Here is a 22,626-nt window from a genome sequence, read left to right as displayed (position 1 = left end):
ATGGCTCCCGTTCCATCCGCCGTGCTGTCGGGCGCGGCGCCCGGGCCCCTGCCCTTCGTGGCTGCGGGCAAGCGGCCTGCGCGTCGCGTGCTTCCTGGCTTCAACATCACGCTGGGGTTCACGGTCTTCTACCTGAGTCTGATCGTGCTGATCCCGCTCTCGGCGCTGTTCTTCAAGACCTTCACCATGACCTGGCCGCAGTTCTGGGAGGCGGTCACGGCGCCCCGCGTGCTGGCCTCCTACCGGCTCACCTTTGGCGCTTCGCTGATCGCCGCCACCGTGAATGCCTTTTTCGGCCTGCTGGTGGCGTGGGTGCTGGTGCGCTACAGCTTTCCGGGCAAGAAGATCGTCGATGCGCTGGTGGACCTGCCGTTCGCATTGCCCACCGCCGTGGCCGGCATCTCGCTCACCGCGCTGCTGGCGGGCAATGGCTGGATCGGCCAGTTCACCGAGCCACTGGGCATCACGCTGGCGTTCAATCCCAACGGCGTGGTGATCGCCCTCATCTTCATCGGCCTGCCCTTCGTGGTGCGCACGGTGCAGCCGGTGCTGGAAGATTCCGAGAAAGAGCTCGAGGAAGCCGCCACCTGCCTGGGCGCCACGCGCTGGCAGACCTTCTGGCGCGTGATCTTCCCGAGCATCGCACCCGCCCTGCTCACCGGTTTTGCCATGGCGTTCGCACGCGCCGTGGGTGAATACGGTTCGGTGATCTTCATCGCCGGCAACATGCCCATGGTCTCTGAGATCACACCACTGATCATCATCAGCAAGCTCGAGCAGTACGACTACGCGGGTGCCACCGCCGTGGCCCTGGTCATGCTGCTGTTCTCCTTCGTGCTGCTGTTGCTCATCAACGGACTTCAGGCCTGGCAGCGCCAGCGTTCCGGCGGAGGTATGCAATGAGCACGTCCATCAGTTCTGCCCGCACCGAAGCACCCTGGGTGCGCCGCACGTTGATCGGCGTGGCGCTGGTCTTCATGTTCTTGTTCCTCGTGCTGCCGCTGGCCGCGGTGTTCACCGAGGCGCTGCGCAAGGGCCTGGACGCCTACCTGGAAGCGCTGAAGGACCCGGACGCGTGGTCCGCCATTCGCCTCACGTTCATCACCGCGCTGGTGGCCGTGCCACTGAACCTGGTGTTCGGCGTCGCCGCAGCCTGGGCGGTGGCCAAGTACGAGTTCCGGGGCAAGTCCTTCCTGACCACGCTGATCGACCTGCCGTTCTCCGTATCGCCGGTGGTGGCGGGCCTCATTTACGTGCTGGTGTTCGGCGCGCAGGGCTGGCTCGGCCCGTGGCTGGCCGAGCACGACATCAAGATCGTCTTCGCCGTGCCCGGCATCATCCTGGCCACGATCTTCGTCACCTTCCCCTTCATCGCGCGCGAACTCATTCCGCTGATGCAGGCGCAGGGCAACGACGAGGAGCAAGCCGCGATCGTGCTCGGCGCCACGGGCTGGCAAACCTTCTGGTACGTCACCCTGCCCAACATCAAGTGGGGCCTGATCTACGGCGTGATCCTCTGCAACGCGCGCGCCATGGGCGAGTTTGGTGCGGTATCCGTGGTCTCGGGCCACATCCGGGGGCAGACCAACACCATGCCGCTGCACGTGGAAATTCTCTACAACGAGTACCAGTCGGTGGCGGCGTTTGCCGTGGCCTCGCTGCTGGCGCTGCTGGCCCTGGTCACGCTGGTGATCAAGTCGGTGGCGGAATGGAAGATGGAGCGCGAGATGAAGGCGCTGGCCGAACTGCCACCCGAGCGGCCCACGCCGGCCCATCCAACCTTGCTGGGACAGACATCATGAGCATCGAAATCCGCGACATCAACAAACACTTCGGCACCTTCCAGGCGCTGAAGAACGTCAACCTGGACATCCACTCCGGCGAGTTGCTGGCCCTGCTCGGGCCGTCCGGCTGCGGCAAGACCACGCTGCTGCGCATCATCGCGGGTCTGGAAACACCGGACACCGGCAACATCCTCTTCAGCGGCGAGGACACCACCGACGTCCACGTGCGCGAGCGCAACGTGGGTTTCGTGTTCCAGCATTACGCGCTGTTCCGCCACATGACGGTGTTCGAGAACGTGGCTTTCGGCCTGCGCGTGAAGCCGCGCGGCGAGCGCCCGAGCGACGCGCAGATCAAGAGCAAGGTGCTGGACCTGCTCAAGCTGGTGCAGCTCGACTGGCTGGCCGACCGCTACCCCTCGCAGCTCTCGGGCGGCCAGCGCCAGCGCATTGCGCTCGCGCGTGCACTCGCCGTGGAACCCAAGGTGCTGCTGCTCGACGAGCCCTTCGGCGCGCTCGATGCCAAGGTGCGCAAGGAACTGCGCCGCTGGCTGCGCCGGCTGCACGACGAACTGCACGTCACCAGTGTGTTCGTGACGCACGACCAGGAAGAGGCGCTGGAAGTGGCCGACCGCGTGGTGCTGATGAACCAGGGCCAGGTGGAACAGATCGGCGCACCGCAGGAGGTGTGGGAACACCCCGCCAGTCCGTTCGTCTACGGATTCCTCGGCGACGTGAACCTGTTCCATGGCCGCGCCAACGAAGGCCTGCTGCACCTGGACGGCGTGTCCATCGACTCGCCCGAACATGCCGGCGCGCGCGACGCCAAGGCCTTTGCCTACGTGCGCCCGCACGACCTGGAGGTGCAGCGCTACGCGCCCGGCCTGCCGGGCATCGTGGCCAGGCTGGACCGCGCGGTGGTCGTGGGGCCGATTGCCCGCCTCGAGCTGCTGCCGGTGGACGCGCAGGCCCCGGGCGGACACGATCCGCTGATCGAGGCCCGCATGTCGTCCGATCGCTTCAAGGAGCTCGGCTTCCAGGAGGGCGACACGCTGGTGGTCTCGCCCAGGAAGGCGCGCGTGTTCCTGCAGCCACAGACCGCTTGAAGCCCGCGGCGATCCTGATGCGATCCTGATGCGATCCTGATGCGGGGTGTGCTACGTTGCGGGCGATGACGCCGCCCTCCCCCAAGTCCACCGAGAACGCAACCCCCTCACCCCGCTGGCCCGGCGCCCTGGTGTGGGCGTTGGCCGCCCTGGCACTGCTGGCACTGCAGCCCGTGCTGGACCTGGCCAACCTTGCCTTGCTGCTGGTGCTGGCGGCCGCCCTGGCAGCGCTCTGGCTGCCTCCTTCGGTATCGATGGCGACCTGCGCCGTGGCGGTGCTGGGGTTCAACTTCCTCTTCGTGCCGCCGCTGCGCACCTTCACGGTCGACCTGCACCAGCACGCGCTGCTCCTGGTCACCATGCTCTCGGTGAGCTGGATGGTGGCGCTGCTCATGGCGCGACAGCGCCGGCTGGCCGAGGCCGAGCGCGTGCTGGCGCAACGGGCGCGGCAACTCCAGGCCTTGGGCGAACGGCTTCGCGATGCAGACGACGCCCGCGCGCAGGCTCCGGCACTCCGGGACGCGCTGACCGCGCTGGTGCACCGGCCGGTCGCCCTGCTGCTCGCGGGCGACGACGCTGCACGGCTGGGTGAAGCCAGCAGCGAAGGCTGGGAGGGCCTGGCCACCAGCCTGCGCCAGGGGCAGGCGCTGGGTCCGGGTACCGGTCGCCACGAGGAGCAGTCCGCGTGGTACCTGCCCTTGCGCGGGCGCAGTGGCGGGCTCGGCGCCGCCCTGCTGCCACTGGACGCACTGCCTGCAGCCGATGCCGCGCTGCGTGCGCACGCCCAGGCGCTGTGCGACCAGATGGGTCTGGCGCTCGAGCGCGCGGCCACCATCGAAGCTGCGCACGCCGCGCGCGAGGAAGCCGCCGCCCAGCGCCTGCGCAACACCTTGCTGGCCGCCATCTCGCACGACTACCGCACGCCACTGGCCACCATACTGGGTGCGGCGTCCGCGCTGCACGACCAGGCCGACCGGCTCGCGCCCGAACAGCGGCAGCGCCTGGCCGCCACCATCATCGACGAGGCGGGCCAGCTTGGCCGCATCACCGACAACACGCTGCAACTCGCACGCCTGGACCAGCCGGGCCTGGCGCTGCATCTGGACTGGGAGTCCGCCGAAGAGATCGTGGGCACGGTGCTGCGCCGCACGCGCCAGCGCCATCCCGCACGGCAGATCAAGGCCAGCGTGCAGTCCGGCCTGCCTCTGTTGCGCTGCGACGCGGTGCTGCTGGTCCAACTGCTCGACAACCTCGTGGACAACGCGCTCAAGCACGGCGGCGAGTCGACAGGGGTGGAGATCGATGTGACGCTGGAAGCCGCACAGGTGCGCATGGCCGTGCGCGACCGGGGTCCCGGCATCCAGGCCGCGTGGCGCGATCGGGTCTTCGATGCCTTCCAGCGGGGAGAAGCCCTGGCGCACGAGCCGCTGCGCCGAGGCGCGGGTGTGGGTCTGGCGCTGTGCCGCCTGATCGCCCGTGCCCACGGTGGTGAACTGGTGCTGCGGGATCGCGAGGGCGGTGGCTGCAGTTTCGAATGCACGCTGCCGGTGGCACCGGCCCAGGTGCCAGCCGTGGAGGCCGCGCCGTGAGTCTTTGCGTGCTGCTGGTGGAAGACGACCGCGAACTGCGCGCGACCCTGAGCGAAGCGCTCCGGGTGGAGGGCTACTACGTCCTGGCTGCGGCAAGCCTGGCCGACGCCCGTGCGCTGCTGGCCAACGCGGGCGCCAACGGCGGCGTCCACATCGTGCTGCTCGACCTGGGCCTGCCCGATGGCGATGGCGAATCGCTGCTGGTGGCGCTGCGCCAGGGGCGTGGCATCCCGGTGATCGTGATCTCGGCGCGCGAGACCGAAGACCCCAAGATCCGCCTGCTGGACGCTGGCGCCGACGACTACCTGGTCAAGCCCTTCCCGCTGGGTGAACTGCTTGCGCGCATGCGGGTGGCCCTGCGGCACCGGGGCACCGCCACCGAGCGTGCCGTGACGCGCTACACGCAAGGCGACCTGCTGATCGACCTGCGCGCGCACCGGGTCCAACGCGGCGGCGAGGATGTGCACCTCACACCCACGGAATTCAAGCTGCTCGCACGCCTGGTGCGCAGCGCCGGCCAAGTGGTGACGCACCGCCAGCTGCTCGCCGATGTGTGGGGCGCGGAATTCACGGAGCACACGCACTACCTGCGCCTGTACATGGGCCAGTTGCGCGCCAAGCTGGAGGCCGATGCGGCCGATCCCCGGCGCCTTCTCACCGAACCCGGACTGGGCTACCGCCTGGTGGAAAGCGAAGACTGAGCAAAGCTTTTCCGATCCTTATGCATTCCTGATGCACCCGTCGGTACGCTGCGGCTCCTCTCCACTTCGTCTGTCCGTTCATGTCCGCGACCGCTTCCACGCTCGACGCCGAGCAGCCTTCGAACGCCCTGCGCCGCCAGGGCACCGCCGCACTCACCCTGGGTGCCATCGGCGTCGTCTATGGCGACATCGGCACCAGCCCGCTCTACACCGTCAAGGAAATCTTCGCGCCCGCCACCGGCGTGGCGCTCAACACCGCCAACCTCATCGGCGCGGTGTCGGTGATCTTCTGGGCACTCATGCTGGTGGTCACGCTGAAATACGTGACCCTGATCCTGCGCGCGGACAACCGCGGCGAAGGCGGTGGCCTCGCACTCACCGCCCTGGCCGCACAGGCGGTGCGCTCAAAGCCCGCCTTGCGCCGGGCGCTCCTGCTGCTCGGCGTGTTCGGCGCCACGCTGTTCTACGGCGACAGCGTCATCACGCCCGCCATCTCGGTGCTGGGCGCCATGGAAGGCCTGCAACTCGTGACGCCGGCGCTCGGGCCGTACGTCATTCCGATCACCGTGGCCATCGTCATCGGCCTGTTCGCGGTGCAGCGTTTCGGCACGGGTGTGGTGGGCAAGCTGTTCGGGCCCATCATCGTGCTCTGGTTCGTCACGCTGGGCGTCATCGGCATCGTGCACATCGTCGACCAGCCCGCCATCCTGAGTGCTCTCAATCCGGTGCACGCCTGGAACTTCCTGATGGAGCGCGGCTGGAAAGTGTTTGCCGCCGTCGGTGCCATCGTGCTCGCCATTACCGGTGCGGAGGCGCTGTACGCCGACATGGGCCACTTCGGCCGAAGGCCGATCCAGTTCGCCTGGATGGGGCTGGTCCTGCCGGGCCTGGCCATCAACTACATGGGCCAGGGCGCGCTGCTGATGGGCGATCCCAGCGCCATCGAGAACCCTTTCTACCGCCTCTTCCCGCAAGCCTGGGTGCTGCCCGCGCTCGTGCTGGCCACCATGGCCGCCATCATCGCCTCGCAGGCCGTGATCTCCGGTGCCTATTCCATGACCAAGCAGGCGATCCAGCTCGGCTTCCTGCCGCGCATGACGATCCGCTACACCTCCGCGCGCGAGGCAGGCCAGATCTACATGCCGGCGGTGAACTGGCTGCTGTTGGTGGGCGTGGTGGCGGCCGTGGTCGGCTTTGGCAGTTCGTCGGCGTTGGCGGGCGCCTACGGCATCGCGGTCACCCTCACCATGATGATCACGACCGTGCTCACGTACTTCGTGGTCAGCGAAGGCTGGCGCCTGCCGCGGCCGGTGGCCGTGGGTGCCACGGTGTTCTTCCTTGGCATCGACGCGCTCCTGGTGGCCGGCTGCGCCATCAAGTTCTTCGTCGGCGGCTGGTTCCCGCTGGCGTTGGGGCTGTTGCTCTTCGGTGTGATGAGCACGTGGTCGCGAGGGCGCGGCATTCTGCTGGAGAGCATCCGCAGCGATGGCCTGGCGCTGCAGCCCTTCATCGACAGCCTGGATCCCGCCACGGCCAGCCGCGCCTCGCGCACCGCCGTCTACCCGGTCGCCGACCCGTCCACGGTACCGCAGGCGTTGCTGCACAACCTCAAGCACAACGAGGTGCTCCACGAACGCAACGTGATTTTGACCGTGGTGTTCCACGAGGTGCCGTGGGTACCGATGGCCGAGCGTGTGCAGGTGGAGCCACTGGGCCACGCCTTCTGGCGCGTCACCCTGCACTTCGGCTTCATGAACACGCCCGACGTGCCCAGGGCGCTCACCCTCACGGAATCTCATGGCCTGCGCGTGCCGGTTTTCGAGACCAGCTACTTCCTGAGCCGCGAAACGGTCGTTCCTGCACCGGGCAGCGGCATGGCCGCCTGGCGCGAACACCTTTTTGCCGCCATGAGCCGCAACGCGGGCGGCGTGGTGGATTACTTCCGCCTGCCGGGCAACGCCGTGGTGGAGCTGGGCACGCGCGTCAACATCTGAACCCGTGCGGGATCAGGCCGCGAGCTTGATCTTGCCTTCGGACACGAAGCGCTTGAAGTCGGCAAGCGGGATGGCGGTGGATCCGCGCACATCCTCGTCCACCCAGCTCAGCGTCACATCGTTCGCGCCGGTCTGGACCTTCACCGGTCCGGGCCGGATGACGATGTTCGCGCCATCGCCTTCCCGGTATTCCACCTTGCCGACGATCTGGGCGGTCTGGGCGTTTCTTGAAGTGTCTGCCATGGAGGTCTTTCCAGTTCAAGCGGTCAGAAGGCGGCGTGCGCCGGCCAGGGCCGGCTGACCGTGGCCCACGTCCCGGAAGGGGTGGTGGCGCGAGCCACCATGTTCGCAGGCGAGCTTGTCGTAGGCGCGCCGCACCACGCTGTAGCACTCGCAGGTGCGGCTCTCCAGCGCTTCGCGGTCGAGGATGGAAATGTGGCCACGGTGGTACTCGATCACGCCGGCCTTCTGCAACTTGAGCGCCCCATTGGTCACGCCTTCGCGCCGCACGCCCAGCAGGCTGGCAATGCGCTCCTGCGTGATCTGCATGTCGGCGCTGTCCTGGCGGTCCAGGTGCTGCAGCAGCCATCGGCAGAGTTGCTGGTCCAGCGCATGGTGGCGGTTGCAAGCCGACGACTGCGCCATGTGGGTGAAGAGCGCCTGTGTGTACGACAGCAGCTTCTGCATGAAAGCCGGCGAGCGCCGCGTGTGGTGCAGGATGGCCTGCGTGCTCATGCGGTAGGCCAGGCCCGGGCGTTGCACGATGGCTTCGCACAGCGCCGTGGTATCACCCATGAAGGCGCACACGCCCACCACGCCTTCGCTGCCGACGACGGCCACCTCTGAAGAGGCGCCATCCTCGAGCGAGGAAACCAGCGAGACCGTGGCGGTGGCCGGAAAGTACACGTGGCGCACTTCCGTGCCCACCTGGTGGAGAACGGCGCCTGCCTTCAACTCTTCCCAGACCAGGTCCGGTTCCAGTTGTTGCCATTCGGCACTCGTCATCGCGGCGAGCAGTTGGTTCTTGCCCGGCAACAGGGTGATGGTGGATGTCATGGCGGCGCCCTTTCAGCGTGGTCTTTCGTTTGGAACCACCTTCAGGGCAAGCCGCGTACCCGCTCCTCGGGCTTGCTGTGAAAAGGCCCCTTTCGGGGCCCAAACCGCTTTTGCGGTAAAAATTACCGGTGAATCGCCTGACGGCCTTACACGGCGAGCGTGATCTTCCCTTCGTCGATGTATCGCGTGAAATCGACCAGCGGCATGGCAGCGGAATTGTGGGTTTCCTCGTCTTCCCAGCTCAGGGTGGCGTCGATGAGGCCGGTCTCCACGCTCACCGGGCCAGGTCGTATGACCATGTTCGGGCCGTCGCCCTCCCGGAATTCCACCTTGCCAACGATGTGTGCAGAGTGTTCCATGCGCATTCCTCCAGTGGGTTAGGGGTTGAATGCCAGCGACTGCTGGAAATGCATGCTACGACCCGGGGCGCTGCTCGCAGCGCAACACACAGGTAACAGCCGCAACACGCCGATACAACTGGTCAAAGCGCCGGGTGGCAGGCGCACGCTTCACCGTGCGCGGCCGACACCAGCTCGTCCAGGATGCCGCACGGTGCGCCGTGCCCGTGGTCGCCGCTGCAACGCGAGCGCAGTTGCAGCAATTGTTTCTCCAGCGCCCGCATGCTTTTCAGCCGCGCCCGCACGCGGCTGAGCTGCTCGTCGACCAGCGCATCCACATTCAGGCCATGGCCTTGTGGGTCGTCCACGAACCCCAGCAGCCGCTTCACGTCGGAAAGCGGCATGTCCAGCGCCCGGCAATGCCGGATGAACGACAGGCGCTCCAGGTGCGGCTGCGCGTAGTTGCGGTACCCGTTGTCCAGCCGGGCGGGCTCGGGCAACAGGCCTTCCTTTTCGTAGTAGCGAATGGTCTCTACGTCCACACCGGTGGCGTTGGAGAGTTCCTTGATCTGCATGGGGGTTTCCTTCCCGGTCGCCGCCCAGGGCGGGGGCTCTGGTCACACTGTAGTGACTCCAGGCTTTCAACGCCGCAACAGGGAGAAGTTCAGTGCGAGAACCGGCGCTGGCGCTCTCGAGCGCCACGCTGCTCGATTCGCTGCACTTCCAGGCGCTCGAACAGTTCCAGCATCCAGACCACGCGCTCGCCCAGCGGCTTGGCCGGCAACACGCCCGGCGCCTGGGCATCCCGCGGCTGCGGACCGCTGTCGCAGTGGTCCACCAGGTACGCAATGGCGGCCAGCGGCGGCGCGTCGTTGGCGGCAGCGCCCTTCCATCCCGACAACACCGAGGCGCTGGCCAGCAACATCAGCTTGCGCGAGGTGGGCACCACGGCGCGCTGGCGCAGCGGGTCCAGCCCGTCGCGGCGCAGTTGCTGGCCGATCTCCGCGTAAATCAGGCGCGCGGCGCGAATGGCGGATCGGCAATCGCGCGGCAGCAGGGCGATGCCCGCAGACGCCTGGTGGTAGAGGCGATCGGCCTCGTCCAGCAATCGGCCGACCACCGTCTGAAGTGCGGGCGTGCAGGCGGGCCGCTGCAGCCAGGCCTGCGAATCGATGCCCGCCTGCTCGAGCCACAGGCGTGGCAGGTACAGGCGGCCATTGCGGGCGTCCTCGCCCACGTCGCGGGCGATGTTGGTGAGCTGCATGGCAACGCCCAGCTCACAGGCACGTGCCAGCGCCTGAGGGCTGCGCACGCCCATGATCCAGCACATCATGGCGCCCACGCTGCCGGCCACCCGGGCTCCGTAGTCGTGCAGGTCTTCAAGGGTGTCGTAGCGCCGGCCCTGGGCGTCCCAGGCGAAGCCGTCGAGCAGGGCATCGAGCAAGGCGCGCGGCAGCTGGTGGCGCTGCACCACCACCGCGAGCGCGCGGTCTTCCACATGGTCCAGTGGCTGTCCGCCGTAGATGCGGTCCAGGCGGTGCGACAACACGCCCAGCGCCTGGTCCAGCGGCATGCCGCCGTCGTCCACCAGGTCGTCGGCCACGCGGCAGAAGGCGTAGAGCGCGATCGACGAGGCGCGCACGCGCTGCGGCAACAGGCGGCTGGCGGCAAAGAAGGTGCGCGAGCCGGTGCGCATGAGCGCCACGCAGGCGTCCAGGTCGTCCACGGGGCGTGCCATTGGCGCTTCAGCGGGTGCGGGCATGGGATCGGGCATGGGTTGCGGCGTCGGGCACCACCGAGTCGAGCGCCTTGGCCGACATGAGCACGCCCGGCACACCCGCGCCAGGGTGCGTGCTCGCGCCCACCATGTAGAGACCCTCGATGTCCTCGCTGCGGTTGTGCGGGCGGAACCAGGCGCTCTGCAGCAGCAACGGCTCCAGGCCGAAGGCTGCGCCCTTGAAGGACAGCAGCCGGTCGTGGAAGTCCTGCGGCGTGGTGACGAGCGAGGCGCTGAGGTGATCTTCGAATCCGGGCAGGACCGTGCGGTCCAGCACCTCGGCCATGGCGCGGCGAAACGCTTCGGCCTGCCCGGCCCAATCGGTGCCACTGTCCAGGTGCGGCACCGGCGCCAGCGCGTAGAAGGTGTCGTGACCCGCAGGCGCCATCGATGGGTCGCTGGCCGTGGGCCGGTGAAGGTAGAGGCTGAAATCGTCGGCCAGCTTGTGGCGGCGAAAGATGTCTTTCAGCAGTTCCTTGTAGCGCGGCCCCAGCAGCATCATGTGGTGAGGCACATCGGTGTATTGACGGTTCGTGCCGAAGTACCAGACGAACAGGCTCATGGAATAGCGGCCGTTCTCCACGCGGCGGTCGCTCCAGTGCCGGCGGTGTTGCGGTTCGATGAGGTGGCGGTAGGTCCAGGCGGTGTCGGCGTTGGAGACGACGATGTCGGCCGCGATGTGCTCACCGCTGGTGAGCGTCACACCGGTGGCACGCCCGTGGTCCACCTCGATGCGCTGCACCTGGGCGTTGCAGCGCAACACGCCGCCCTGCCCTTGCAGCAGGCTCACCAGGCCCTGCACCAGCCGACCGGTGCCGCCCACCGCCCAGTGCACGCCGTACTTGCGCTCCAGCGCGTTGATGAGGCTGTAGATGCACGTCACCGAAAACGGGTTGCCACCGATGAGCAGGCTCTGCAGGCTCATGGCCATGCGCAGCTTGGGGTGCTTCAGGTGGCTGGCCACCATCGCATGCAGGCTGCGCCAGCCGCGCATCTTCAGGATGGCGGGGCTGGCCTTGATGAGGTCGCCCACCGTGTCGAAGGCCTTGGCGCCCAGTGCTTCGAAACCTAGGCGGTAGCAGTGGTCCGCCTCGGCCATGAATCCTTCGTAGCCCGCTGCGTCGCCCGGGCTGATGCGGCGCACCTCGGCGCGCATCTTGGCCGGGTCGCCGCTGTAGTCGAAGTGGTCGCCATCCGCAAACCGGATGCGATAGAAGGGATCGAGCGCGCGCAGCTCGATCTCTTCGCTGAAATTCCGGCCCGCCAGCGCCCAGAGTTCCTCGAACAGGAAAGGCACGGTGATGATGGTCGGGCCGGCGTCGAACACGTGGCCGTTCTGGTGGTGCACGAAGGCGCGGCCACCGGGCGCATCGAGCTTCTCCAGCACCGTCACGCGCCAACCCTTGGCGGCCAGTCGCACGGCAGAGGCCAGGCCACCGAAGCCGCTGCCGATCACCACCGCATGCGGCGCATGGGGCAATTCAGGCGCTGGAGTTCGGGGCGCCGCGTTCCAGACGTCTTCCGGGGTCCGGAATGCGTTCATGCCTTCTCCGCTTTGATCGCCACTGGCACGTCGTCAGCCGGGCGGGTGCCGCCCTGCTGCATGGCCCAGCCCCAGAGTTTCTGCATCGGCGTGGGAAAGGCCATGATCACGTGCTCCACGATGGCCAGGCCGAGCAAGGCAGACAGCAGCACCCAGCCGGTGCTGATGGTCGCAGCGCCACTGGACACCTGCCAGACCATCCAGGCCCAGACCACGCAGGACAGGCCGACCGCCAGAAAGAAAAAGAGGCTGACCGGACCGCGCCGGAAATAGGAAGCCAGATACACGAGGTGCCGCGGCAGGTACTGCTCCCCGGTTTCAGGCACGCCGAAGAACAGGTTCATCTTGGCCGAAAAGCGCATGCACCACAGCAGCGCGAACGTGCAGATGGCCAAATGGCCGGCCTGCCCCTGCTGCAACCAGAGCAGCACAGCGAAATTGACCAGCAGGGCCAGCTCGTGCCAAAGGATGGCCTGCACCGATTGCGCGAAGCGCGTCCACCCCCGCGCACCCGCCTGCAACGGCTCGCGCCGGGGGCCGGTGAGCCAGCCGGTGAGAAAGGCCATCTCGTGCCAGCTCCACATGACGATCACGCTGGCGAACGCCAGGTAGGCGCTGCCCACCGTGTGGTCGCGCATGCTGATCGACGTGGTCCACAGGCTGATCACCAGCAACGCGCTGAGCACGCCCATGCTCCAGCGAAAACTCTCGCGCGGGCGGCGCACCAGCCAGAGAATGGCGCCCGTGCCGAACCACCAGCACAGCAGTGCAAACAGCGCGGGCGCGAGCAGCTCGTTCATCGGTGGGCCTGGATCACCAGACCGGCTCCATGCGGATGTCCTTGGGCAGGTCGTGCTCGATCACGGGCACCAGGTAGAGCCGCCCGAACGTCCATGCGGCCTGCACCGCGCACACGCCGCGGCGCAAACGGCCCATCAGGCCACCCTGTTTCGTGGCGCGGTCGGCGGCCAGCGAGATCTGGAGCAGGCGGTCCATGCACTGGCGAAACACCGGGTGGTCGATGTCGACCTCGATCGGGAACACCTGGCGGCAGATGTCGGAGGTGATGCGAAACACCGTGTAGTCGTACTCGCGGGAATCCAGGCCCATGGCCTCGTGCAGCAGGGGGCGGGTGTGGTCACGCACGAACATGGTGGCGTACACCGCCAGGATGAAGAAACGGATCCACAGGCGGTTGCCCCCGCGCAGCAGGTGGGGCTGCGACCGCATGATGAGCGCGAACGATTCGCCGTGGCGGAACTCGTCGTTGCACCAGCGTTCGAACCAGCGAAAGATGGGGTGGAATCGCTTGTCGGGATGGCGTTCGAGCTGGCGGAAGATGGTGATGTACCGCGCGTAGCCGATCTTCTCGCTCAGGTAGGTGGCGTAGAAGATGTACTTGGGCTTGAAGAACGTGTACGCCTTGGTGCGTTTCAGGCTGCCCAGATCGATGCCGAGGTTGAAATCCTTCAGCGACTGGTTGATGAACCCGGCGTGGCGCGATTCGTCGCGCGCCATGTAGGTCATGAGCTGCTTGATGTCGGGATTGCTGACGTTCTTGCGGATCTCGTTGTAGAGGATGCAGCCCGAGAACTCCGAGGTCAGTGAACTGATCAGGAAATCCAGGAACTCCTGGCGCATCTCGGGTGAGAGCTGCGGCATGAGCGTGCGAACCTCATCGGCAAACGCCGCGTCGCGCTGGAAGTGGTCGTGGTTGTTGTCGCCCTCGTACTCCTTCATCATCACATCCCACTCGGCGCGCACGCTGGAGACGTCGAGCGCGTCCATGGCCTTGAAGTCCGTGGTGTAGAAGCGCGGCGAGAGCACCGTGTTCTTCACCGCCTTGGCGTTGGCGTCGGCCGCGCTCTCCACGCTGTCCATGAGCCGGTCCACGTGGTCGACGTCGGCGGTGGCTGCGGTGTTCATGGCGTGCTCCTGAAGTCTGGGGAATTACTGAACGGGCCTGGCCCACTGCAGCTGTGCGAACACCGCCGAGTTGGTGGGGCCGAAGGATTCGAGCGGAATGCGCTGGCCGGTGGCCTTGTCGAGCAGGGTGATGCGTCCACCCACGTGGCCGGTGAGCTCGAACGGCACGTCCGGGCCGAATTCGGTGCGCTTGCGTTCGCGGGCCAGGGCGCGCAGGCTGCCGCGCAGAAAACCCTGCTCGCCCTGGAAGCGCGCCACCTCCTCGCGGGTGCGTGCGTCGAGCACGGCGATGTCGCCATTGGCGCGGTCCTCGAACTGCAGGAGCCGCTGCCACTGCACGGCGCCGGCTTCGTCCGACACCACCCCGCCATTGACCTTGTACTGCCAGGTGACGGCCACCACCACGGCCAGCAGCAGGGCGCCCAGCGCCCGGATGGGCCACGGCGTGGCGGTGCCCAGCGGAGACGGGTGGTGCGTGTTCATGCCGTCACCGCCGGAACGCGGTTCTCACGCACGCCGCGCACGGGCATCGGGATCACCTCGCCGCGCACCGGTGTCGCTTCGGGGTGCACCGCGTTCCACGCCTGCTGGATGCGCGCGCCCACGGCCTGTGCGTCGGGCACACAGCGCAGGCTGGGCTGGGGCTGGCGCAGTTGCCAGGGACGCGCATGCGGCCACAGGTTGAGCCAGGCGATGCGGTCCGAGCCGGACAAGGTGAGTGCAATGTCGCCATGGCCCGATGCCTGCGGCTTGATGGCTGCGCCGGCGACCTGCCGAAGCGGGAGGTTGAAGGTGAGCGTCAGAACGATCCCGATGCGCATGACGATGCGCCGGTCGGTCAGGGTGTAGAGCGTGGTGCGTGCGGAAAACCAAGCAATGGTGGTGAGCAGCGCGAGCGCCAGCAACGCCATGCCGAGGCTGGTGAGCAACGGGCGCAGCAGCGGCGCGAGGGGGTCGGCGCTGAGGTAGAGCCACTGCAGCCCCAGCATGGCCGTGAAGTACAGCGCCAGCTTGCGCACGTGAAAGGCGTGGATGGCCAGCATGCGGAAATCCGGGCTGCCCTGCCAGATCAGCCGCTCACCCCGGGGCAGCGGCTCGGGCAGGCCCGGCTCGGCCTCGAACTCGTGTTCGTGGTGGGCGTTCACAGCATCGGCTCCTGGCGGCGCGGCGTGGCGTACAGCGTGCCGGCACCGTAGTAGGCGGTGATCTTCTCCTCTTCGAGGAACGTCACGTGCTCGGGGTGGGCCAGCGCGGGCACGTTGCCGAACTGCTCGGCCAGCAGCGCGTGCACGAACACACCGTGCTTGCGAATGCGCGAGAAGGTCATGGGCAGCAGCACCGAACGGCCCGATGGCAACCCCACCTCCAGGTAGCGGAACAGCATTTCCGAACGATCCACCCAGAGATCCTTCACCTCGCCGGCCACTTCGCGGTCAGCGCCGATCACCGGCAGGCCGCGCGGGTCCACATCCTGCAGCGCCACTCCGTGGTCGCCCGCCACGCGCAGGGGCACGATCTTGACGTGGCCTTCGAAGGTCAGGTCCGGCGCGTTGGCGCGCTGGGCCCAGGCACCTGGCCCCACACCGGCCAGCAGCGGGTCGCCCACCGGTTCCAGGGGCGCGCCTGCCCAACGGTGCGTGGGCTGCGCACTGTACGCACCGTCCGCACGATCGGCATTGGGGATCAGCACCTCGCGGCCGTCGTGCAGCTTGTAGGTCTTGGTGTCGGGCACCGGCCAGCCCGTGGTCTTCGGGCCGTTCTCTCGCCCCGGGTCCATCGGATAGCCTTCGCGGTGGTTCTCGCGCACGAGGTAATAGACCAGCCCTGCAAAGAAGATCCAGAACGCGTAGAGCACGAGCTGTGCGACGTCGACGTACTGGGTGATGGCGCCTGTTTCCATGGTGGTTCTCCTGGTGGTTTTTCAACCCGGCAACTCGGCCAGGCCAATCGGGTGAGGGTGGCGGACGGTGCCCGTCGGGTTGCGCCGCACGAGCGGTCCCAACGCGATCAGCACCACGAAGAGCAGATAGATCTCAAGGTGGAAAACGAAGCTGTAGCCGGTGGCAGGCGAATTCAGGGACTCGCCAAGCCAGCCGTTGGTGGCCAGGCTGGAGACGACGTCGCGCAGCACGCCACCCAGCGCCATGGACACGCCGGCAGCCGTGGCCTGCACGGCGCCCCAGGCGCCCAGCACCAGGCCGGTGAGCTCGCGTTCGGGCAGCTCCATGGCGGTCAGCAGCATGCTCACGGAGAACAGGCCACCCGAAAAACCGATGAGCGCAGCACCCACCTGGAACAGAAGCGCAGACTGCATGGGCGCCGCGAAGATCACGCAGGCAAAGGCCGGCAGGCCCAGCAGCGCACCAAAGGCAGCCAGGCGAATGGTGTCGAGCCCGCGCGAGGTGAAACGCGCCGAGAGCACGAAAGCCAGCAGCGCGCCGCCCGCGCTCATGGCCGTGAGCGCGCTGGTCAGGCTCACATCCAGGCCCAGCACCTGGCCACCGAACGGTTCGAGCACGATGTCCTGCATGCTGAAGGCCACGGTGCCCAGACCCACCGTCCAGAGGAAGCGCTTGATCTTGGGTATCGCCATCAGGCGCTTCCAGCTTTTCGAGAAACCATCGGGCGCGCGCGCGCCGCGCCGTGCCTGACGCGGCTCCTGTTTCCACAGCGACGTGATGTTGAGCAGGGCCACCACCACCGCCGCGCCCTGCACCACCTGCACCAGGCGCGTGGGCGTGAAGTCGATGAGCGCGAAGCCCAGCAGCGCACTGCCCAGGATCATGCCGACCAGCAAGGTGCTGTAGAGCAGGGCCACCACGCGCGGGCGCTTGTCTTCGGGCGAGAGGTCGCTGGCCAGTGCCATGCCGGCGGTCTGCGTGATCTGCATGCCCGCACCCACCAGCAGGAACGCGAGCGCCGCACCGATCCGGCCGGCCCACACGCTGGCATCGGTCACGGTCAGCAGCAGCAGTGCAAACGGCATGATGGCCAGGCCGCCGAACATGAGCAGCGTGCCGATCCACATGTAGGGCATGCGCTTCAAGCCCAGCGCAGACGGGTGCGTGTCGCTGCGGTAGCCGATGAGCGCGCGCAGCGGCGCAAACACCAGCGGCAGCGCCACCGACAGCGCAACCCACCACGCCGGCACGTTGAGCTCCACGATCATCACGCGGTTGAGCGTGCCCACCAGCAGGGCGATGGTCATGCCGATCGACGCCTGGAACAGCGACAGCCGCAGCAACCGACCGAGCGGCAGGTCGGCCGAGGCCGCGTCCGCAAACGGCGCGTAGCGCAGTGTGATGTTCATCGCCCAGGCGGGCGACAGCAGGCGTTGGAGTTTCACCGTGTCCACTCCCAGGCTTGGGAGGTGTAGAAGCCACTGGAGATGCGCTGGCTGCGGCCTTCTTTCCAGCCGCCGAGGCGCTGCACAAGCGCTGCGCGCAGGCGGGCCTGGGACACCGGTGTGAGCGCCGGGGAGCGGTCGCTGCGGGGGAAGAAGCGGCCCACGGTGTGGGCCACGCTCAGCAACGGACTGCTGGGCGCGATGGTGAAGAGCACGCTGCCGCGCGTGCGCGCGGCCAGGCGTGAGATGGCGTTGGCGATGTCGGGCGTGTCGTAGTGGATGACCGAGTCCATGGCCACCACGTGGTCGAACTGGCCCAGCGCGTCGTCCAGCATGTCGCCCGACCGGTATTCGATGCTGCCACCGCGCCCGTTGGGCTGCAGCGTGGCGTTGCGTTCGCGCCCCAGTTGCACCAGCGTGGGAGATAGATCGATGGCCACCACCTCGGCGCCGCGCTGCATGGCCTCCAACGCCAGCGCGCCCGTGCCGCAGCCCGCATCGAGCAGACGCAGGCCACGCATGTCCTGCGGCAGCCAGCCGAGCAGCGTGCTGCGCATCTGGTCACGCCCCGCCCGCACCGACGCACGAATGCGACCCACAGGAGCGTTCGACGTAAGGCGTTCCCAGGCCTGGGCCGCGGTGCGATCGAAATAGTTCTCGATCTCCGAGCGGCGTTCGATGTAGTTGGCGTTGGACGTTTTCATGGCCGTCTTCCGGTTCAATCAAAACCCAGCAGGTCGAAGATGTCGCGGTCCTTCATGGGCACCGCGGCCAGCGGCTCCACACCGAGCCACAGCGAAGCCGCCAGGCGCATGTACTCGGCCTTCACCGCTTCGAGTTCGGGCGAGCTTTCCATTTCGAACAAGGTCGACTTCTTGAGACGGCTGCGGCGGATCACGTCCAGGTCGGGGAAGTGCGCGGCCAGCTTCAGGCCGATCTGGTTGTTGTACTTGTCGATCTGGTCGGTGCCCGCACTGCGGTTGGCGATCACGCCGCCCAGGCGCACGTTGTAGTTCTTCGCCTTCGCGCCGATCGCCTGCACGATGCGGTTCATGGCAAAGATGGAATCGAAGTCGTTGGCGGTGACGATCAGCGCGCGGTCCGCGTGCTGCAGGGGTGCGGCAAACCCGCCGCACACCACATCGCCCAGCACGTCGAAGATCACCACATCGGTGTCCTCCAGCAGGTGGTGTTCCTTGAGCAGCTTCACGGTCTGACCCACCACGTAGCCGCCGCAGCCGGTGCCGGCAGGCGGTCCACCGGCCTCCACGCACATCACACCGTTGTAGCCGGGGAACACGAAGTCCTCCACGCGCAGTTCCTCGGGGTGGAAGTCCACCGTCTCCAGCACGTCGATGACCGTGGGCAACATCTTCTTGGTCAGCGTGAAGGTGCTGTCGTGCTTGGGATCGCAGCCGATCTGCAGCACGCGCTTGCCCAGGTGGGAGAACGCGGCCGACAGGTTGGAGCTGGTGGTGCTCTTGCCGATGCCGCCCTTGCCATAGATCGCAAACACCTTGGCGTTGCCGATCTTTAGCGAGGGATCGAGCTGCACCTGCAGGCTGCCCTCGCCGTCTTCGCGCGCCGCGCGGCCTGAGGCGCGCCTCAGGTCGGTGAGGGGAACGCTGGTCTCGGTCATCATGCGGGAGCTCCTTCAAATACGCCTTCAAGGCGGTCTTCCAGTTCATCACTGGCTTGGCGCAGTGCCTTGAGCACTTCAGGCGCGGGCTTCCAGAACTGGCGTTCGGAAGCTTCGATCAAGCGGCTGGCCACGCGGGCCGAGGCCGTCGGGTTCAGCCGCGCCAGGCGTTCACGCATCTCGGGATCGAGCATGAATGCCTGGGTGAGTTGTTCGTAGACCCAGGGCTGCACCTGCCCCGTGGTGGCCGACCAGCCCATGGTGTTGGTCACATGCACCTCGATCTGGCGCACGCCTTCGTAGCCGTGCTTGAGCATGCCTTCGGTCCACTTCGGGTTCAGCATGCGGGTGCGCGTCTCCAGCGCCACCTGGTCGGTGAGCGTGCGCACCGTGCCGCCGCCGTGGCTGTCGCGCGTCTGGTCGCCGATGTAGACCGGCGCCATCGCCGCATCGGCGCCCTGCTCCACCGACCGCGCGCGCTGGATGGCGCGGCTGATGCCGCCCAGCGTGTCGAAGTACGTGTCCACTGTGGTCACGCCCAGCTCCACCGAGTCCAGGTTCTGGTACGCCAGCTCGACGCCGCCGAGCACGCTCTGCAGCAGCCGGGCCTGCTGCACCGGGCGCCCTGCGCGGCCGTAGGCGAAGCCCTTGCGGCGGCTGTAGGTTTCGGCAAGCTCATCGCCGTCTTCCCAGCGGCTGTTGTCCACCAGGCTGTTCACGTTGGAGCCGTAGGCGCCCTCGGCATTGCCGAATACCCGCAGCGAAGCGGTTTCCAGGTCGCCACCGTGCTCGGTCATGTAGGCCAGGGCGTGCTTGCGCACGAAGTTGTGTTCGGCCGGCTCGTCGGCCGATGCGGCCATGAACGCGGCTTCGGCCAGCAGCTTGATCTGCAGCGGAAGCAGGTCGCGGAAGATGCCCGAGAGCGTGATCACCACGTCCACGCGCGGCCGGGTCAGCTCGGCCAGCGGGATCAGTTCGGCGCCAGCGAGGCGGCCGTAGCTGTCGAAGCGGGGCCGCGCACCCATGAGCGAGAGGGCCTGCGCGATCGGGCCGCCTTCGCTCTTGAGGTTGTCGGTGCCCCACAGCACCATGGCAATGGATTCGGGAAACGAATGGCCATCGGCCAGGTGCTTCTGCAGCAGTCGCTCGGCCTGTCGCGCGCCGTCCTTCACGGCGTAGGCGCTGGGAATGCGGAACGGATCGAAGCCGTGCACATTGCGGCCCGTGGGCAGGATGGCCGGCGTGCGCAGGAGATCACCGCCGGGCGCCGGCCGCAGGAAACGGCCGTCGAGCGCGCGCAGGATGCCGTCGATTTCGTGGTCTTGCGCCAGCAACACGTCAGTGGCGGCCAGGCTGCTGAGCTGGGTCAGCAGGGCCGCGTCGTCCACGGCATGACTGCCCGGGTGCTGCGCGCGCAAGGCCTTCACCGCCTCGGCCGGCGTGGCGCCCTGCACCAGCGCTTCCACCGCGGGGCGCAGCAGCTTCGCAGCCGCGCCGGGTTCCCCCAGGAAGGAGTCGGCGCAGGAGAGCAGCAGGTCCACGCGCTCGGGCTGGGTGAGCGCCTGCCCCACCACGTGCAGGCCGTAGGGAATGAGCGTGTATTCCAGCTCCAGCACGGCGTCGTTCAGGCGGGCGATGCGGGCTTCGGCCTGCGGACCCCACGCATCCTGTGCCTCACACAGCGCGAGCGTGGTGGCCTGCGCCTGGATCATGGTGGCGATCTCGGCGCGCTCGTCCTGCGCTTCGGGTTCCAGGGAACGGAAGCGTTCAAGGAGGTCCTTGAGTTCCATCAGGCCCTGATACAGCCCGGCCTGCGCCACCGGCGGCGTGAGGTAGCTGATGAGCGTGGCCGCAGCGCGGCGCTTGGCAATGGTGCCTTCGGACGGGTTGTTCGAGGCGTACAGGTACATGTTCGGCAGATCGCCAATGAGGCGGTCGGGCCAGCACAAGGCGGTCAGGCCGTTCTGCTTGCCGGGCATGAATTCCAGCGCGCCGTGGGTGCCGAAGTGCAGCGCGGCGTGCGCGCCGAAGTCTTCCCGGATCCAGCGGTAGAAAGCCGAGAACGCATGCGTGGGCGAAAAGCCGTGCTCGAACAGCAGGCGCATGGTATCGCCTTCGTAGCCCATGCCGGGCTGGATGCCGACGAACACGTTGCCGAAGCGCGCGCCCAGCACGAAGATGCGCGACCCGTCACTGAGCTGCTGGCCCGGCGCGGGGCCCCACTGCGCTTCGATCTGGCGCAGGTGGCGTTCGCGCTTCACGTGGTCATCCACGTCGATGAGCGCGTGCACGTTGGCCGGCGCGCCGTACTGCGCCGCGTTGCCGTGGATGATGCTTTCCCGCAGCGCGTCCACGCTCTCGGGCATGTCCACGGTGTAACCCTGCGCCTTCATCGCGGCGAGCGTGTTGTAGAGCGACTCGAACACCGCCAGGAAAGCCGCCGTGCCGGTGTTGCCGGCGTTGGGCGGGAAGTTGAACACCACCGCCGCCACCTTGCGTCCGGCGCGGTCCGAGCGCTTCAGGTCGATCAGCTTGCCCACGCGCGCGGCCAGCGCATCGGCGCGCTCGCTGCAGGTCTGCATGTCGTGCGCGCCTTCGATGGCATCGAACGTGCAGGCCTTGGCGCAGCCGGTGCAGCTCACGTGCGAGGCACTGCCGCGCCCACCGTAGACCATGGACCCGGTGGCGCCGTCGAGCTCAGGGATCGCCACCATCATGGTCGACTCCACCGGCAGCAGGCCGCGCGAAGAGGCACCCCAGTGGTCCAGTGTCTGGAACTCCACGGGTGTGACCGCGAGGTACGGCACGTCGAGCTTCGCGAGGACGTCCTCGGCCGCGTGCGCGTCGTTGTAGGCCGGCCCACCAATGAGCGAGAAGCCGGTGAGCGAGACCAGCGCGTCGATGACCGGGCGGCCGTCCTTGCCCTGGAAGTAGCCTTCAATGGCGGGACGGTTGTCGAGCCCGGTGGCAAACGCCGGGATGACCTTGAGTCCCCGCGCTTCGATTGCGGTGATGACCCCGTCGTAGTGACCCGTGTTGCCCGCCAGCAGGTACGAGCGCATCACGAGCAGGCCCACCGTGCCACGCTGGCCGGTGGTGGCCACGAGCGGCAGATCGGCCACCGATGCGGAGAGGCGCTGCTTCATGCGCGGGTGGTACACACCCACCTCCGGGTATTCCAGCGGCGCGCCCACCACGCAGCGAGGGCGCATGTCGCGCCGGGCGCCAGTGGCGTACCGCTCCACCAGGAACTGCACCAGGTTGACCATGTTCTGCTCGGAGCCGGCCAGCCAGTACTGCATGGACAGGAAATAGGCGCGCACGTCCTGCGCGGTGCCCGGGATGAAGCGCAGGATGCGCGGCAGGCGACGCAGCATCTTCATCTGGCGCGCACCCGCGCTGCTCTTGTCTTCGGGCGAGGTGTTCACGTCGGCGGTCGATTTGCCGCGCAGCTTCTTCAGGAACGCCATGGGGCCGCTCACCGGGCCGCTCATGTCGAACTTGCCCATGCGCGTGAGCTTGGTCACCTCGGTGGCCGACATCAGGCACACCATGGCATCGCATTTTTCGCGGCGGGCGCGCAGCGCCGGCAACACCGGCAGGAAGTGGTCTTCCATGAACAGCATGGTGGCGATCACGATGTCGGCGCGTGCAATGTCGTCCGTGCAGCGGCGCAGCGCGGCATCGTCATCGCCCCATTCGGCGGCGGCGTGCACCGACAGCGAGAGCCCCGGCACGGCTTTGGCCAGGCTGCGGTGCGCGCGTTCGGCGGCACTGGCCAGGTGGCTGTCCATGGTCACCAGCACGACCTTCATGCCGGGCAAGAGCAT

The 22,626-nt window shown here is 67.5% G+C and carries 21 protein-coding genes; 6 read left to right on the top strand and 15 right to left on the bottom strand.

Translation table 11 applies throughout. The features are described from left to right. The 6 genes from cysT to ACTIEY_RS07920 all read left to right on the top strand — a co-directional run bounded on the left by cysT (position 1) and on the right by ACTIEY_RS07920 (position 7,171). Entirely contained in the window at positions 1-903 is a 903-nt protein-coding gene (gene cysT, locus ACTIEY_RS07945; RefSeq protein ID WP_439518580.1) for a sulfate ABC transporter permease subunit CysT, read from the top strand. After that, positions 900-1,802: a sulfate ABC transporter permease subunit CysW gene (cysW, locus tag ACTIEY_RS07940; protein ID WP_439518579.1), complete on the top strand. Its 903-nt coding sequence runs from the start codon at positions 900-902 to the stop codon at positions 1,800-1,802. Before cysT ends, cysW begins: the two co-directional genes overlap by 4 nt. Then, positions 1,799-2,887 (top strand): sulfate/molybdate ABC transporter ATP-binding protein, encoded by a 1,089-nt coding sequence (locus ACTIEY_RS07935; RefSeq protein WP_439518578.1) that lies wholly within the window; start codon positions 1,799-1,801, stop codon positions 2,885-2,887. The genes cysW and ACTIEY_RS07935 overlap by 4 nt, the downstream gene beginning before the upstream one ends. 65 nt (positions 2,888-2,952) lie before the next feature. Further along, positions 2,953-4,476 (top strand): sensor histidine kinase, encoded by a 1,524-nt coding sequence (locus ACTIEY_RS07930; RefSeq protein WP_439518577.1) that lies wholly within the window; start codon positions 2,953-2,955, stop codon positions 4,474-4,476. Further along, the gene (locus ACTIEY_RS07925) at positions 4,473-5,177 is read left to right on the top strand and encodes a winged helix-turn-helix domain-containing protein (protein ID WP_439518576.1); all 705 of its coding nucleotides are present in this window, start codon (positions 4,473-4,475) and stop codon (positions 5,175-5,177) included. Before ACTIEY_RS07930 ends, ACTIEY_RS07925 begins: the two co-directional genes overlap by 4 nt. A gap of 80 nt (positions 5,178-5,257) precedes the next feature. After that, a complete protein-coding gene (locus ACTIEY_RS07920; RefSeq protein WP_439518575.1) occupies positions 5,258-7,171 on the top strand; it encodes a potassium transporter Kup in 1,914 nt (637 codons plus the stop codon). A gap of 12 nt (positions 7,172-7,183) precedes the next feature. Here the strand turns inward: ACTIEY_RS07920 and ACTIEY_RS07915 are convergent, their stop codons facing one another. The 15 genes from ACTIEY_RS07915 to ACTIEY_RS07845 all read right to left on the bottom strand — a co-directional run bounded on the left by ACTIEY_RS07915 (position 7,184) and on the right by ACTIEY_RS07845 (position 22,626). After that, positions 7,184-7,414: a hypothetical protein gene (locus ACTIEY_RS07915; protein WP_439518574.1), complete on the bottom strand. Its 231-nt coding sequence runs from the start codon at positions 7,412-7,414 to the stop codon at positions 7,184-7,186. Positions 7,415-7,429: 15 nt separating this feature from the next. Then, the gene (locus ACTIEY_RS07910; RefSeq protein WP_439518573.1) at positions 7,430-8,227 is read right to left on the bottom strand and encodes a Crp/Fnr family transcriptional regulator; all 798 of its coding nucleotides are present in this window, start codon (positions 8,225-8,227) and stop codon (positions 7,430-7,432) included. A gap of 146 nt (positions 8,228-8,373) precedes the next feature. Further along, positions 8,374-8,586 carry a hypothetical protein gene (locus ACTIEY_RS07905; protein WP_439518572.1) on the bottom strand — a complete coding sequence of 71 codons (213 nt, stop codon included), beginning with the start codon at positions 8,584-8,586 and terminating at the stop codon, positions 8,374-8,376. Between the two features lie 122 nt (positions 8,587-8,708). Continuing rightward, the gene (locus tag ACTIEY_RS07900) at positions 8,709-9,140 is read right to left on the bottom strand and encodes a Cd(II)/Pb(II)-responsive transcriptional regulator (RefSeq protein WP_439518571.1); all 432 of its coding nucleotides are present in this window, start codon (positions 9,138-9,140) and stop codon (positions 8,709-8,711) included. A gap of 89 nt (positions 9,141-9,229) precedes the next feature. After that, positions 9,230-10,327: a phytoene/squalene synthase family protein gene (locus tag ACTIEY_RS07895; RefSeq protein WP_439518570.1), complete on the bottom strand. Its 1,098-nt coding sequence runs from the start codon at positions 10,325-10,327 to the stop codon at positions 9,230-9,232. Next, positions 10,311-11,885 carry a phytoene desaturase gene (locus ACTIEY_RS07890; protein ID WP_439518569.1) on the bottom strand — a complete coding sequence of 525 codons (1,575 nt, stop codon included), beginning with the start codon at positions 11,883-11,885 and terminating at the stop codon, positions 10,311-10,313. Before ACTIEY_RS07890 ends, ACTIEY_RS07895 begins: the two co-directional genes overlap by 17 nt. Beyond that, positions 11,882-12,685 (bottom strand): putative photosynthetic complex assembly protein PuhE, encoded by an 804-nt coding sequence (puhE, locus tag ACTIEY_RS07885; protein WP_439518568.1) that lies wholly within the window; start codon positions 12,683-12,685, stop codon positions 11,882-11,884. Before puhE ends, ACTIEY_RS07890 begins: the two co-directional genes overlap by 4 nt. A 13-nt stretch (positions 12,686-12,698) precedes the next feature. Continuing rightward, entirely contained in the window at positions 12,699-13,811 is a 1,113-nt protein-coding gene (gene acsF, locus ACTIEY_RS07880; RefSeq protein ID WP_439518567.1) for a magnesium-protoporphyrin IX monomethyl ester (oxidative) cyclase, read from the bottom strand. A 24-nt stretch (positions 13,812-13,835) separates the two neighbouring features. Next, positions 13,836-14,294 carry a photosynthetic complex assembly protein PuhC gene (puhC, locus tag ACTIEY_RS07875; protein WP_439518566.1) on the bottom strand — a complete coding sequence of 153 codons (459 nt, stop codon included), beginning with the start codon at positions 14,292-14,294 and terminating at the stop codon, positions 13,836-13,838. After that, positions 14,291-14,956: a photosynthetic complex putative assembly protein PuhB gene (puhB, locus tag ACTIEY_RS07870; RefSeq protein ID WP_439518565.1), complete on the bottom strand. Its 666-nt coding sequence runs from the start codon at positions 14,954-14,956 to the stop codon at positions 14,291-14,293. The genes puhC and puhB overlap by 4 nt, the downstream gene beginning before the upstream one ends. Next, the gene (gene puhA, locus ACTIEY_RS07865; protein WP_439518564.1) at positions 14,953-15,711 is read right to left on the bottom strand and encodes a photosynthetic reaction center subunit H; all 759 of its coding nucleotides are present in this window, start codon (positions 15,709-15,711) and stop codon (positions 14,953-14,955) included. Before puhA ends, puhB begins: the two co-directional genes overlap by 4 nt. A 21-nt stretch (positions 15,712-15,732) precedes the next feature. Continuing rightward, on the bottom strand, positions 15,733-17,157 hold the full coding sequence (locus ACTIEY_RS07860; protein ID WP_439518563.1) for a BCD family MFS transporter: 1,425 nt from the start codon (positions 17,155-17,157) through the stop codon (positions 15,733-15,735). Next, positions 17,154-17,861, bottom strand: a complete 708-nt coding sequence (gene bchM / locus ACTIEY_RS07855; protein ID WP_439518562.1) for a magnesium protoporphyrin IX methyltransferase — start codon at positions 17,859-17,861, stop codon at positions 17,154-17,156. The genes ACTIEY_RS07860 and bchM overlap by 4 nt, the downstream gene beginning before the upstream one ends. Before the next feature lie 14 nt (positions 17,862-17,875). Further along, on the bottom strand, positions 17,876-18,799 hold the full coding sequence (bchL, locus tag ACTIEY_RS07850) for a ferredoxin:protochlorophyllide reductase (ATP-dependent) iron-sulfur ATP-binding protein (protein ID WP_439518561.1): 924 nt from the start codon (positions 18,797-18,799) through the stop codon (positions 17,876-17,878). Further along, complete coding sequence (locus ACTIEY_RS07845) at positions 18,796-22,626, bottom strand: magnesium chelatase subunit H (RefSeq protein WP_439518560.1); 3,831 nt, start codon at positions 22,624-22,626, stop codon at positions 18,796-18,798. Before ACTIEY_RS07845 ends, bchL begins: the two co-directional genes overlap by 4 nt.

Origin of the sequence: Hydrogenophaga sp., assembly GCF_051858985.1 — a bacterium.
Taxonomy (GTDB): Bacteria; Pseudomonadota; Gammaproteobacteria; order Burkholderiales; family Burkholderiaceae_C; genus Hydrogenophaga.
Note: the sequence above shows the minus strand (reverse complement) of the source record. Positions and strands in the feature narration are given on the sequence as shown.